We start from the raw sequence: 14,247 nt of genomic DNA on the forward strand, positions 1-14,247 counted from the left end.
CATTAGCTAAATTAGGTATTAGTATTGTTAAGTAAGATACCATCATCACTTGTAATATAATTTAGCTAAATTAAAATAGGTTTAAGATTTTATTAAAATTAAATTAAATTTATTATTTATTTTAAGCAGTTTTTTATTTTTTATAAATTGATTTTGCAGTACAAGTTATTAGATTGAAGTTATTAAGGCGTTTTTAATTTGATTTTAATGTAATTTTAATCTTATAAGGTAAAAATATAGATTAAGACATTAATATGTTAAGAGGTTAAATCAGATACGAAATCATTAAATGTTATGTTATTAGATTTTTAGGGAAAAATGATAGATGGAAATACAAATTTTAAAGGAGCTCTAGACTATTATGAATACTGGTAATATAAAAATAACTTATACAATATTTGTTTTTGTAGCCCTTGCAGCTTTTGACAATATAATTATAGGATTATTTCCACCACTTTTTTCATCTATTGCAAAGGATTTAAATATACAAGTGTATTCATTGGGAATTGTTTCAGCTATTAACATTTTGATTACAGCTTTTTCCTCAATCGGCTGGGGTTACCTTGCAGGAAAATTTAATAGAAAAAGACTTATTATGATAGGTACTATTCTATGGTCAGCATCAGTATATTTAACTTCACGTTGTAACAGCTATACTCAACTATTTATTTTTCAATTTTTTACTGGATTAGGACTTGGGTGCATAGCCTCAATTGGATTTAGTGTTTTGACTGATTATATTCCTTATAAATTCCGGGGAATGTTATTAAGTCTTTGGGGTATGTCGCAAGGATTTGGAGGAATAGCAGGAGCTTTAATGGCATCACTTATTGCACCTTCTACAAGTTGGAGAAAACCTTTTGAAATTGTCAGTATTATAGGATTCTCATTAATTATTTTTTATTTTTTTGTAAGAGAACCTAAACTAGGTGAATCAGAGCCGGAATTACAAGATATCCTTAAACAAGGATATAAGTATGATCCCAGCATTGAATTTAAATATTTATATGATATTATTTCCAGAAAGAGCAATATATTATTGTTTTTACAGTCATTTTTTATGAATATAACAACTGGAAGTTTAATATGGCTTCCAACATTATATATCTCAAAAATTCAAAGTGAAGGATATAGTATGAATACTGCAATTATTGCCTCAGGATATCTTTTTGCCATATTTCAATTAGGTGGTTTGACATCACCTTTTTTTGGATATATTGGCGATGTACTTCAGACAAAAACATATAAAGGAAGATCATTGCTTACATCTTTTTTTGTTTTTGCAACCATGATATTTTATGCAGTAATGTTTGTAATTCCAATGAATAAACTAGTATTACCCGATAATAATAAATCTTTATTAATACTTTTTGACTTATTAAAGCAAATTATTATGAACCCTTGGATAAGTGTGATATTTTTATTGTCTTTTTTTGCAAGTGCAGCTCAATCTGCAAATACACCAAATTGGCTTGCTTTAATAACTGATGTAAATCTTCCTGAATATAGAGGAACAGCCTTTAGTATAGCCAACCTTGCAAATGGTTTAGGAAGGACTTTAGGAAATGCTGGAGTTGGTACTTTGTTATCCGTTGTTTCATTATATGCAAAGGAACCGAAGAATTATATAATTACGTTAGTATTATTTCAATTGTTTTTAATTCCCTCATCTTTATTTTATATAAAGATGGCAAAGAATAATGAGGAAGACATAAATGAAGTAAAATCGATTCTTCGTAAACGAGCTAAATTAATTAAGTGAAGCACTATTAGATATTATGTATTTGATAAAAAAGAGGAATAAATTGATATTAGAAGAAATAAAAATGTCAATGAATATTTCTTTTTGATGCCTAAGCACACAAAAAACTTAAAATCATATATTAAAGTGTGAAGAATAAAAAGGAAACTATATATGGCATTAATTTTATCTGCATTATTGTTTAGTTTATCCTCTAATTTAGATAATGTAGTTGTAGGTATTGCTTATGGAATAAAGAAAATAAAGATAGGAATAATTCCTAATCTTACAATAGCAGTTATAACTTGTACAGGAACATTTTTATCAATGTCACTAGGAGTGTATATATCAAAATTTTTGCCTCATTTTATAGCAAATGTTTTAGGATCTATAGTTATTGCTATATTAGGAGTATATTTTGTAACACAAAGTATAATAAAACTTATAAATAATAAAAAATCAAAGGAACTTGCTTTAAAAGATGTTACTGATATGATTGAATATGCTCAAAAGTCAGATTTGGACAGCTCTGGTGATATAAATATAAAAGAAGCTTTCATTGTAGCATTTGGATTAACTTTTAACAATTTAGGTACTGGGATAGCAGCTAGTATAACAGGAGTTAGTATTCAATTTACAGTCATATTTACATTTATCTTAAGTATTCTTTCAATTATAATTGGTGAGACTGTAGGTAATCATGTATTTGGTAAATTATTTGGTAAATATGCACCATTAATTTCAGGAATATTGTTAATAATACTTGGCATAATTGAATTCTTTAATTGATATTTTAAAAATATATTGACATTATATGATTTTAAACATAATATAATAATGCGAAATTAATATTAATTGATAATTAACTTATTTTTTATTTAAAATTTAATAATCTTGTTAGGTGAGGTTACTGTATAAGATATACGCTACTGCCCAGAAATGTCGAGAGACGCCAATGGGTTAGCAGGTATTACCGGATTAAGGTTTTACTTAATGTAGCTGACAACACTTATGTATATATGTGTTTATGTTCAAAGCTATACAATGCCAAAACTCAACGAGTGAAGATGTGTTGTTTTTGATGTTTGATTTAATAAAAGATTAAACTCTTCACTTTGTTGCGAAGAGTTTTTTATTGTATAAAAAACTCTTTAAATTATAAATCTAAGGAGAGTGATAAATTTAATGGATAGTAGCCCATATCACCAAAATATCTATACAAAAATTATTGCTAAAAATACATAAGGGTGTATTCTAATTAAATTTTTTATTATGCACTCTTAAAGAAGAGGAGTGTGCATAATGGAATTTAAAAGTGCTTATCTGAGTAGACTATTAGGTAATAATATATATATTAATAAAACTCAAATATTAGGAACCTTGAAAGATTTAGCTGTTGATGTAAACTTTAAAAATCCAAAGGTTACCGTAGCTGAGGTTAAAACAAAAGAAGGAACAAAGTTTATTGATTTTGATAATATTAGTGTTTCTAAAGAAAAAGGACAATATATTTTAGTATGTAATAAAGTTCAAAATAAAGATTTAGGTAACTATATGCTGCTTAAAAAGTATGTTCTGGATAAACAAATTATTGATGTTAATGGAAGAAAAGTAGTTAGGGCCAATGATGTTAGATTAGTTATATTATCTTCAGGTATGTTTATTGCAGCAGTGGATATCGGCATGGAAGGATTATTAAGAAGGATTGGAATTGCCAAGCCATTGAAAAGATTAGGATTTAAAGTATCAAGTAAATTGATGTTATGGGATGAAATTCAAGCAGCATTTACTTCAAAGGATATTTTACTTTCAAAAAGTTATAATAAACTACACACACTTCATCCTTCGGATCTTGCAGATATAATTGAAGATTTTGATGTAAACACAGGTGCAATTATTTTTTCTAGCTTAGATAATGCTAAGGCAGCAGATGTTTTAGAAGAGTTAGAAGAAAGTGTACAGGTAAATTTGCTTAGAACATTGTCCACAGATAAAGCAGTTGATGTACTAGAAGAAATGCCATCAGATGAAGCAGCTGATGCATTGGATGGATTAGATGAAAATAAAGCAGAAGAATTGCTTAATAATATGGAAAAAGAAGCTTCAGATGAAATAAGAGAACTTATGCAATATAAAGAATATTTAGTCGGAAGTCTTATGAATACTGATTTCATATCATGCCCATCTGACTATACAGTAGGTGATGTAATAAATGATATTTGTCAATCAACAGAAGAAATTGATGAATTTTATTATGTTTATGTTGTAAGTGACATAAATAAACTTGTTGGATCAATATCTTTAAAGGACTTAATTGTTTCTAATTCTGATAAAAAATTAGAAAACATCATGAATAAAGAAGTTATATATATAAAGGACATAGATAAAATAAACGATTTAGTTAAATCTATAATAAAATATAATTTATTTGCTATACCTGTAGTAGATGAACAAATGAGATTAATTGGAAATGTAAGTATAAATGATGTTCTTTATGAAGTTACTAAGTACAATAAGAAATATAAATAGAGGGAGGTATGAAAAATGAAGGCAAAGCGAAAAACATGGATGGCAAATCTATTGATATTTTTAAGTGTTATAGGTCCAGGAATTATAACAGGCAGTGTAGATAATGATGCAGGAGGTATTACAACATATTCTGTAGCTGGTGCTGCCTATGGTTATAAATTACTTTGGTCATTAATCCCTTGCTTTATTGTACTTCTTGTAGTACAGGAAATGAATGCTAGAATGGGTATAGTTACAGGTAAAGGTCTAGCAGATTTAATTAGAGAAAACTTTGGTGTTAAGGTAACATTCTTTATATTTATTGGATTAATCATTGCAGACATAGGAAATACAGCTACTGAGTTTGCCGGTGTTGCAGGTAGTATGCAGGTTTTAGGAATAAGTAAATATATATCGGTACCATTAGCAGCTATTGCAGTATGGATTCTTGTAGTAAAGGGTACATATAAAGTTACTGAAAAGATATTTTTAGTTTTCAGTGTATTTTTATTATCATATATTGCGTCTGCATTTCTTGCTAAGCCGGACTGGAATGAAATAGGTAATGCTGTAATTCATCCTACTATTGGAACTGATTTCAACTATATAAGTATGGTTATCGGCATGGTAGGAACTACTATTGCTCCATGGATGCAGTTTTATATGCAATCAGCAGTTATAGAAAAAGGTCTTGAGATTAAAAACTTTAAATACGAATTTTGGGATGTAGTCGTTGGCAGTATTATTACAGTTGTAGTTGCTTTTTTTATAATTGTAGCATGTGGTGCAACTCTTCATAAAAGTGGAATTAAAATAGAAGAAGCTAAAGATGCAGCGGTAGCTTTAAAACCACTCGCAGGTGCTTTTGCATCTCAAATATTTGCCTTTGGACTTTTTATAGCTTCTATATTTTCAGCTACAATACTACCTTTAGCTACAGCTTTTTATATTTGTGAGGCTTTTGGATTTGAAGCGGGCATAGATAAAAAATTAAAGGAGGCACCAGAGTTTTTTACACTATTTACAGCAATAGTTATTATTGGTATTGCTATAATACTTATTCCTGGAATTCCTTTAATACAAATAACATTAGGATCGCAGGTTATAAATGGTATATTATTGCCTGTAGTTCTGATTTGTATGATGTTAATGGTAAACAATACAGAAATTATGGGAAAATATATAAATAGTAAAATTAAGAATGTAATTGGATGGACAACTATTGTAGTTTTAATTATATTAACAATTATTTTGACATTTGAACCTATTATAACTAAATAATTAAGCCTATATTCTAATGAAAGAATATAGGTTTAGTAAGAGTTTTATTATTTTTGATATACTAAAGCAATTATCTTATAAATTTTTCTGGAAATTGTCTAATAATACCCTTTGTCATTACATCAGCCATTTTAAGAGCCTGTTTCTCAATCTGATCATATAAATTAATACCTTCTTCATAATTTCCTGTAAGTATGTCAACTGTTTCAGATTTAGTTAGTGCTAAATGTTCATGTAGCATTTTTTGCCAATCACTTTGAGACCAATAAGGATTTATTTTACCTAGGAAGACAGCAATTTCATCTGCATTGGTATACCATCTTTTTTCAGCATTTGCGGCTGCTTTCTTATTGCCAGCTTTAGCAGCCTTGACTAGTTCTGAAGCTATGATAAGATGGCTTTTAAACAAGTCTCTGAATTTGGAAGAAATTCTATCTCCATATAAAGGACTTAAGGCTTTCTCAAAATCTACAGGGTTCCTAAGAAGCCGCCTGGTAACAAAGTCTACATCTGCTAAACCTGCTATTATACTTATTATTGTCATTCTTGTCCATACAATATGCTGTTCCCAAAGCATACGCATAGTATTTGACAAAGCCATCTCTGGTTTACTGATTTTCATAGAAGTATATCTATATTTTTTATTGTAATCTCCATATGCAGAATATATACAGTTGTAGTTTTTTTCTAAATTTGCTGTATTAAAAAGCTCATGGTTATTGTATGGCTGAATAGCGCAAAAAAAATGTCTTAAGGGACATAGCATTTTACCACCACTTTAATAATCTTTACATCTTTATAGTATGTTTATATAAATAAGAAAGTTCCAATCCGAGTATAGATTACAATTATTACATATGGAAATAATTGAATCAAGTAATTTTTATAAATTATTGCAACACTTTTACAGTTCAGATTGTATTATAAGTGAAAAGCAATTTTAAAATTATATTATAAGGATTAAAGGAGAGAAAAATTATGATGAAAAAGACAATAGCACTTTTATTAGGTGCAGTGACAATTATGGGAATGTCTATTCCAGTATCGGCGGCAGATCAAAATAAAGGAAAGTCAATATTAATATCAACTAATAAATCTAAATATACAATCAACAATAATTTAAGTATAACAGGAAAGAATGTGAATATTGGTAATCTTGGCGTTGTAATAAATAGTGGGAATGTTATGGTGCCATTAAAAATCACATCAGAAAGCTTAGGATTTAAAGTTAGTACAAGTTCTGATAATAAAATTATAACTTTAGATAATGACAAAATTAAAACCGAAATAAAAGTGGGAGTAGATCTTTACTATTATGAGAGCAGCCATGCAATAGGATGTACTGCACCTGAAAGTTTTGGAGTAGCACCTATGTTAGTAGATAATGTTGTGTATGTTCCAATTAAGATTTACAATTTAATTTTTAATGATCCAAATACAATAGGAAGATTTTTTTGTGAAACCAAAGATGGAGAATTAGTATATGTCAACAATGAAAATTATACTATTGGTTCCTTTGTAGAATCAAAATCAAATGGTATGTCAGAACCAATTGGTATTCCATCTCCAATTAAAGAGTTTAATACTATACAAGAAGCAGAAAAGTCACTTAAATTTAAGACTGTTGTACCTAAAGAAATAGCATCACAATTTAAAATAAAATTCATTAGCACTATTTCCAACGAGTTATTCCAAATTTGCTATAGTGATGGTAAAAATGATATTTTATTTAGAATGGGACAAGGCATAGATAAGTTAGATGGAGATTATAATGTATATAAGTTTAATGAAACAACACAGGTAAATGGTACAAATGTTAATTTAAAAGGAAATAATAGTAGTTTAATTAATCTTGCAACTTGGAAGATTAATGACATATCATATTCAATTTCAGTGAAAAATGGAATGGAAAATGATAATATCATAAAAATAATTAAGAGCACTTTTTAATTATTTAGTTAAAATTAATATAAATTGCAATTTATAGATGATTATTTTCCCAGTCATTTTCAAATGGCTGGGAGAGTATTTATTAAATAAAAAATATGATACATTTTGTAACGAAGTCAATTTTGTGGCTGGAAGTATTTTATTAGCTAACATTGTGCTGCAAAATGAAAGGATGATCTTTATAATGAATGAGATTTCATTGTGTACAGATGAAATTATCTCAAAGGCTTTAGATGATTATGGTAATATGTTATTAAGATTTTCATATTCATATATGAAAAATATATATGATGCAGAAGATGTAGTACAGGAAGTTTTTGTACAACTGCTTAAAAATGTAGATACTTTTAATAGTGAAGATTATAAGAAAAATTGGCTTATCTGCGTTACTAGAAACATATGCAAAAATAAGTTAAAATCTTCATGGTTTAGAAGACGTGGAAAGCTAATAGAAATGCCATATTATGATGAATATACAGATAATAGTGTTCTTAATGAAGTAATGAATCTTCCTCTAAAATATAGAGAAGTTATTCATTTATATTATTACGAGGATTATAGTACTGTAAAAATTGCGTCTATATTAAACAAGAAAGAATCAACAGTACGATCACTATTGAGTAGAGGAAGAAATCTGTTAAAGAAAGTGTTAAAGGAGGAGTATGATTTTGAGTAAAAAATATAAAGAAGAAATGAATAAAATTGCTATGAATGAAGAAATGAAAAAAAGAATACTCAACAATGTACTCAATAAAAATAGTCAAACCAAAAGGAAAAAATATTATTTACGAAAAATATATATGCAAATTGCTGCAGCTTGTTTTTTGGTTGTTATATGTTTTAGTGCTGCTAAGAATTTTATGCAGCAAAATAGAAATTTACCAAAACAAATATCTCAAAATGCATATGATAAAAATAAAGATTCACGTTGTAAAGAACTAAATAAAAATCATTATAATAAAGAAAACAATAATAGTGTAGAAAAACATGAAAATTTAGAACGACATAGTATTGCATATATAAATTCTCCTAAAAATAAGTTACAGGAGAATAATACTCAAGCAAATAATACTAAAGCCTCAGATAACATAAAAAATAATGAAGATAGGACACAAAATAAAGTAACCCCTAATTATAATTCTCAAAATAATTTTAATGGTTCCTCGATGAGTTTTGAAGAATGTCCTATAAAAGAATACAAAACAATAGAAGAAGCTGAAGAGGCAGCTAAATTTAAAATTAATATTATTAAAGTTTTGCCAGATAAGTTTAGCATAGATAATATATGCGTTATATCAGGAAAAGCAATAAGAATAGAATATAATAATGGAAAAGATATAATTAATTTTATAGCTGGAAAGAGTTCTGACAATATAAGTGGAGATTATAGTAAATACGAATTTGAAAAAAGTTTAAAACTAAATGATAAATATATAAAAGTAAAAGGTCACACAGATGGAAAAGTTAATTTTGCACTTTGGAAAATAGGAGATATTTCATATTCACTTTTATCATCAAATGGTATTGAAGAAGATATAATATCAAAAATGATTAAGGATTCTTTTTAAATAACTAGTAATAAATATTTTCACTTTGGTATGAATACACCGTTAATGTTCAAGAAAAATGTAGGTTCCCAGATTTATTGATTTAAAAAAGAATTAATGAATAATAGTATTATTATCACAAAGTTAAAAAACATTATTATTAGTTATCCCCTAAAAAATGAGAATATAGATATATTTGTGTAAAATAGATTTGATTTAATTTTATATAACTGGAAATTTTGATTTTCAGTTATATTTTTTTATATTTGAGTAATACTAATAATGATTAATATTACATTTTTATTGTGTGTATAATGAATTTTATTATACACCAAAAGAGGAAAATTTATAAAATTTTTTTATTATATTTTAGATTATCTCCTCACCTACTTTATCCTTGAACACAATTGTTAATTGTGCTAATGTTAAACCCCAGTTTGGTGATGGAGAAGTCCATTTTTCCATGACTTTCTCGGTAGCTAGGTAGAGAGATTTCCTGAGAGCTTCATCAGTTGGAAAAACAGTTCTTGTTTTTGTAAATTTCCTCAACTGCCTGTTGAAGCCCTCTAATGCATTTGTGGTATATATTATTTTTCTTATTTCAGGAGAATATTTAAAATATGTTGATAATTTATCCCAGTTATTATACCATGAATCAATTACCATACTATATTTATGATCCCATTTATCTTTGAGATCATCTAAACTAGTTATTGCAAGTTCCTCTGTAGATGCTTTATATACACATTTTAAGTCTTTCATAAATTCTTTCTTATCCTTTGATGCCACATATTTAATAGAATTTCTAATTTGATGAATAATACAATTTTGAATACTAACGTCAGGAAATACTGTCTTTATAGCATCAGGAAGGCCCTTAAGTCCATCCATACAGGCAATTAATATCTCTTTTACGCCTCTATTTTTTAAATCATTGCAAACTGACAGCCAAAATTTAGCGCCTTCGGCTTCACCTATCCATATACCTAAAATATCCTTATAACCTTCCATATCAAGAGCCATGCATATATAGGCAGCTTTAGTAACAATTTTATTTTCTTCTCTAACTTTAAAATGTACAGCATCCATATAAACAATTGGATATATTTCGTCAAGCATTCTATTCTGCCATTGGGCGGCAGCCCCCATAACCTTATCGGTTATTTTTGATATCATAGATGGTGATACATCTATACCATATAATTCTTCTAATTCTGCTTGAATATCTCTAGTAGACATTCCTCTAGCATATAAACCTATTATTTTTTTATCAAGTTCATTGCACACAGTTTCATACTTTTTTATAACTCTTGGTTCAAAATTTGAATTTCTATCCCTTGGTATATCTAGCTTAACATCACCAACACTGCTCTTAATATTCTTCTTAGAATATCCATTTCTATAATCTATATTAGTATCATCGTCTCTGTCACTTCTTTCATATTTTTCTCTGCCCAAATGTTCTTCCATCTCTGCTTCTAGCATATTTTGCATAACATCTTTTAAAAGTCTCTGCAATAATCCATTTCTGCCAACTACATCTTCCATAGTCTTACACTTTTTAACCTCTTCCTTATAATTAATATCTGGTATTTCAAAATCCTTCATTTAGAACTCCTCCTTAAATTTATTTAAGTATATTATTCCAAATCTACCAATTAACTATACGAAAAAAATGTGAGTAGATTTGGTTTTTACACAAATCTACTCACATTCCTTAAAAAATAAAAATTACTACAGGAACATAATCCTATAGTAATTTTCAAATAAATTTTATCTCATCCATTCTATTTTACACAAACCTACTGACATTCCTTTACCGCAGCTAATCATTTTTAATTTGTTTATTTTCTTTTTTATTTCGTTCTACTAATCTTCCCATGAAGAAAGCTATAACTCCAACTCCAATACCAGTTTGTACACAGAATAATAAACTTTCAACTTCACCCGGTAATTCTCCTCCAATCCAGGTTTCCATAACAGGTTTAAACCAAGGCTTATATTTTTTGCCTGTAATCTGCGAAACTGTTTTGCTTCCTGCATCATCTGAGCCACCAAATTCAGCGCCTCTTAATGTGAACAATGGTATAACAGCAATCAATGCAGCAATAACTAATAAAATAGTAACCTTTTTTTTTATCTTTGTCATTAATTTTCACCTTTCTTTAGAAATCCTATACCTGTTAATTCAGACTTTGCATATGTTTCAAGACCCATAATTATAACAACAGTAAGAATACCTTCGATAACTGCAAGTGGAACTTGTGTTGGTGCAAATACTGAAAGAAACTTAGCTGTAGATGCTGCAACTCCACCACTTTGAGAAGGATATGCAAGTGCAAGCTGAATGCTTGTTACACAATAAGTAAATAAATCTCCAATCGATGCGGCTAAAAAAATACCTATATGTTTGTTAACTTTTAAATTCTGACATAATTTATAAATTCCATAAGAAACTAATGGACCTGCAATAGCCATAGAAAAAGTATTAGCACCAAGAGTTGTAAGTCCGCCATGAGCTAGAAGGATTGCTTGAAAAATAAGCACAATTATACCTAGAATGCTAACTGTAGTTGGTCCAAATAAAATTGCAGCAAGTCCTGTACCGGTCATGTGCGAACAGCTTCCTGTTACTGATGGAATCTTTAAAGACGAAAGTACAAAAATGAATGCACCTGCCATAGCAAGAATAGTCATTGATTTATGGTTTTCAGACAATGTTTTTTTTATTGATAGGTAACCTGATACTAAAAAAGGAATGCAAATGATACCCCATGCAATACAAAATTTTGGTGGAAGATATCCTTCCATAATGTGCATTGCATTAGCTACCGGAATTACTCCAAAAGTCAACGCAAATGCTGTGACAATGGTAATAATTTTCTTTTCTTTTTGATTCATTTTTTTCCTCCTTGTGTTATTTTAAATTTATATTAATCTAAGCCAAATTACCTAGAAAAGATATCTGTTTTTTCAAGTATTTTTTTAAATTCTTCAGTACTTTTTGGATAGTCTTTTGTATTTTCCACTATATGTTTTTCTACAAGCAATTCATAAACCTTTAGCATAATCGGTTGTTTTAAATTTGCTTGTTTTAAAACCTTCGTGTTTTTAAAAATTTCTAATGGGGTTCCATCAGCTATAATTTTTCCATGGCAAAATACAAGAATCCTTTCTGCCCATCTGTATACGAAATCTACATCATGAGTAGAAATAAGCATTGTCTTGCCATCTGAAGCAAGTTTGCCTAAAACTTTTTCTAACATCAATGCATTTAAAGGATCCAGTGCTGCTGTTGGCTCATCAAAGATAATAATTTCTGATTGCATAGCAATAATGTCTGCAATAGTAACACGTTTCTTCTCACCACCACTTAAATAGTGGGGTGGTCGATCTTTGAAATCAGAAATATTCATATATTCCAGTGCTTCTTCAACCCTCTGCCGAACTTCCTGTTTTGAAAGCTTTAAATTCATAGGACCAAATCCAACCTCTGCCATAACTGTAGATGCAATAATTTGATTATCTGCATCTTGAAATACAATTCCTATGTTTTTTCGAAGTTCTTTCAAGTTCTTTTTATTAACCACTGTATCCCGATAAATGATCTTTCCATGTTCTGGTGTAAATACACCATTAATGTTCAGGAAAAACGTGGATTTTCCAGATCCATTGGAACCGATAACAGCAATTTTCTCACCTTCATAAATATTTATATTTATGCCGTTTAATGCAGGTTCTCCATTTCCATAAGCATAACGCAAATCTTCAACCTTTAGTATTGTTTTTCCCATAATATCTCCTCTCTATCTTGTAAAGCTCCAGAGTAAAATCAAAAAGATTATAAATGCTGATGCTGAGATAATTTGAGCTATCTCTACTTTTTTATTTTCCTCATAAAACACAAGATCCCCATCATAACATCTAGACTCCATTGCATCATAATATGAATTTGCTCTTTTTAACGAAGTAACTAGCATGTTGCTTGCAATGTTCCCAAATGTATAGCAGGAAGTTTTAAAATCGCAGTATCCCTGGCGTGATTCTGCAGAATTTTTCATTTTAGTATAAACATCCATTAAAATAAAAATATAGCGATAAATCATATCCATCAATTCTACAATAAGCTTTGGAATATGTGCTTTTCGAAGTACATATATAATTTCAGAAGAAGGGGTTGATAGTGTCATCATCTGCAGTGCATTAATAGCTGCAAAAACTTTTAAAATCAAAAACAAAGCTTTCCTAAGCATTATATTTGAAGTAAGTACATAACAAAAGCCAAGATACAAATTATACTGTCCCATGGGTTGCTTTGAAAAATCAATGGCAATGGTAAATGTACCTAGTAGGATAAAAACTATTGGAATAGCCATTATTGACAAGTATTCATGTACAGGAAGCTTTCCTTTTACAATTGTAATATAGACCATTGCAATAATGACAACAACAGATACATAAGGGTTGTCCAATGCAATGCAAAGAATCAGTGTCAGAACAGAAAAAGATACTTTAAAAGTAGGATTCCAATGTCTTATTTCGGAAGTATAAGCATGAAAATCAATTAAAAATTCTTCCCTGTGTTTATGTCCGATTCCATGATGGTGAGTACTATTCTTATTTTCCAATTTTAAGAAAACTACAGCCATCAAAAATACTGCACATAAAGCAATAATTTTTCTCATTTTGCACCTTCTTTAAAATTTTTAGTGAAATATTTTGATTTAATCTTTATTAATTGGGTTAATTTTAAAATTTGCAACTAAGAAAGCCTGCAGCAACCTGCAGGCTAATATAGCATCATATTGAACTTACATGATGTTAATATTACTTATTGATAGAAAATTAACAATAAATTATATGACTTTTATGTAAGTAAATAACACCACATACTTCCCACCGAAGTTGTCGTTAATTAGTTTAAGGAAGGTCTCCTGGCTCGTAGATCAATTTACTCTCTAAACTTCCCAGCATTATGCCAGTGTTTTACTAGATTTCATCCCTATTCACAGTAGCGGGGGCTGTAGTGGACTTTCACCACTTTCCCTTTTAATTATTATTAAATAAGCCTTATACTTTATTATTTAATTTTATAATAATGATTGTATATCTATTTTCTTATTACGTCAACTTCATTTATCTATTATTTTCAGATGTTTCTATAATTTTTATTGTTAAAGTTGACAATAAATAATTATTTACTATATAATATAAATAGCA

At 28.8% G+C, this 14,247-nt stretch carries 13 protein-coding genes and 2 riboswitches; of the genes, 7 read left to right on the top strand and 6 right to left on the bottom strand.

From position 1 onward, the window contains the following. The first annotated feature begins 361 nt into the window (after positions 1 to 361). The 4 genes from J2Z42_RS07345 (at position 362) to J2Z42_RS07360 (ending at position 5,530) form a co-directional block, all read left to right on the top strand. Positions 362 to 1,762: an MFS transporter gene (locus tag J2Z42_RS07345; RefSeq protein WP_209701996.1), complete on the top strand. Its 1,401-nt coding sequence runs from the start codon at positions 362 to 364 to the stop codon at positions 1,760 to 1,762. Positions 1,763 to 1,915: 153 nt separating this feature from the next. Beyond that, the gene (locus J2Z42_RS07350) at positions 1,916 to 2,530 is read left to right on the top strand and encodes a manganese efflux pump (protein ID WP_209701997.1); all 615 of its coding nucleotides are present in this window, start codon (positions 1,916 to 1,918) and stop codon (positions 2,528 to 2,530) included. A gap of 97 nt (positions 2,531 to 2,627) precedes the next feature. Then, positions 2,628 to 2,815: riboswitch (M-box (ykoK) riboswitch) on the top strand. Between the two features lie 228 nt (positions 2,816 to 3,043). Continuing rightward, positions 3,044 to 4,270, top strand: coding sequence for a magnesium transporter (locus J2Z42_RS07355; protein ID WP_209701998.1), 1,227 nt, complete (start codon positions 3,044 to 3,046; stop codon positions 4,268 to 4,270). 15 nt (positions 4,271 to 4,285) lie between these two features. Next, positions 4,286 to 5,530, top strand: a complete 1,245-nt coding sequence (locus J2Z42_RS07360) for an Nramp family divalent metal transporter (protein WP_209701999.1) — start codon at positions 4,286 to 4,288, stop codon at positions 5,528 to 5,530. A 70-nt stretch (positions 5,531 to 5,600) separates the two neighbouring features. On the opposite strand, the gene J2Z42_RS07365 is transcribed toward J2Z42_RS07360, so the two are convergent. Next, positions 5,601 to 6,296 (bottom strand): acetylglutamate kinase, encoded by a 696-nt coding sequence (locus J2Z42_RS07365; RefSeq protein ID WP_245331531.1) that lies wholly within the window; start codon positions 6,294 to 6,296, stop codon positions 5,601 to 5,603. Between the two features lie 212 nt (positions 6,297 to 6,508). On the opposite strand from J2Z42_RS07365, the gene J2Z42_RS07370 reads away from it, so the two are divergent. The 3 genes from J2Z42_RS07370 (at position 6,509) to J2Z42_RS07380 (ending at position 9,048) form a co-directional block, all read left to right on the top strand. Further along, positions 6,509 to 7,480, top strand: a complete 972-nt coding sequence (locus J2Z42_RS07370; protein WP_342590009.1) for a stalk domain-containing protein — start codon at positions 6,509 to 6,511, stop codon at positions 7,478 to 7,480. A gap of 184 nt (positions 7,481 to 7,664) precedes the next feature. Then, positions 7,665 to 8,156, top strand: coding sequence for a sigma-70 family RNA polymerase sigma factor (locus J2Z42_RS07375; protein WP_209702000.1), 492 nt, complete (start codon positions 7,665 to 7,667; stop codon positions 8,154 to 8,156). Next, positions 8,149 to 9,048, top strand: a complete 900-nt coding sequence (locus J2Z42_RS07380) for a hypothetical protein (protein ID WP_209702001.1) — start codon at positions 8,149 to 8,151, stop codon at positions 9,046 to 9,048. The genes J2Z42_RS07375 and J2Z42_RS07380 overlap by 8 nt, the downstream gene beginning before the upstream one ends. 348 nt (positions 9,049 to 9,396) lie before the next feature. On the opposite strand, the gene J2Z42_RS07385 is transcribed toward J2Z42_RS07380, so the two are convergent. The 5 genes from J2Z42_RS07385 to cbiQ form a co-directional block, all read right to left on the bottom strand. After that, positions 9,397 to 10,635, bottom strand: a complete 1,239-nt coding sequence (locus J2Z42_RS07385; RefSeq protein ID WP_209702002.1) for an IS256 family transposase — start codon at positions 10,633 to 10,635, stop codon at positions 9,397 to 9,399. Between the two features lie 217 nt (positions 10,636 to 10,852). Then, positions 10,853 to 11,176, bottom strand: coding sequence for an energy-coupling factor ABC transporter substrate-binding protein (locus tag J2Z42_RS07390; protein ID WP_209702003.1), 324 nt, complete (start codon positions 11,174 to 11,176; stop codon positions 10,853 to 10,855). After that, positions 11,176 to 11,928 carry an energy-coupling factor ABC transporter permease gene (locus J2Z42_RS07395; protein ID WP_209702004.1) on the bottom strand — a complete coding sequence of 251 codons (753 nt, stop codon included), beginning with the start codon at positions 11,926 to 11,928 and terminating at the stop codon, positions 11,176 to 11,178. Before J2Z42_RS07395 ends, J2Z42_RS07390 begins: the two co-directional genes overlap by 1 nt. Positions 11,929 to 11,975: 47 nt before the next feature. Further along, positions 11,976 to 12,821, bottom strand: a complete 846-nt coding sequence (locus tag J2Z42_RS07400) for an energy-coupling factor ABC transporter ATP-binding protein (protein WP_209702005.1) — start codon at positions 12,819 to 12,821, stop codon at positions 11,976 to 11,978. A gap of 12 nt (positions 12,822 to 12,833) precedes the next feature. Further along, complete coding sequence (cbiQ, locus tag J2Z42_RS07405) at positions 12,834 to 13,676, bottom strand: cobalt ECF transporter T component CbiQ (RefSeq protein WP_439897319.1); 843 nt, start codon at positions 13,674 to 13,676, stop codon at positions 12,834 to 12,836. 258 nt (positions 13,677 to 13,934) lie between these two features. Continuing rightward, positions 13,935 to 14,115: riboswitch (cobalamin riboswitch) on the bottom strand. Positions 14,116 to 14,247 lie beyond the last annotated feature (132 nt).

It is taken from the genome of Clostridium algifaecis, assembly GCF_017874415.1.
In the GTDB taxonomy this organism is placed as follows: Bacteria; Bacillota; Clostridia; order Clostridiales; family Clostridiaceae; genus Clostridium_B; species Clostridium_B algifaecis.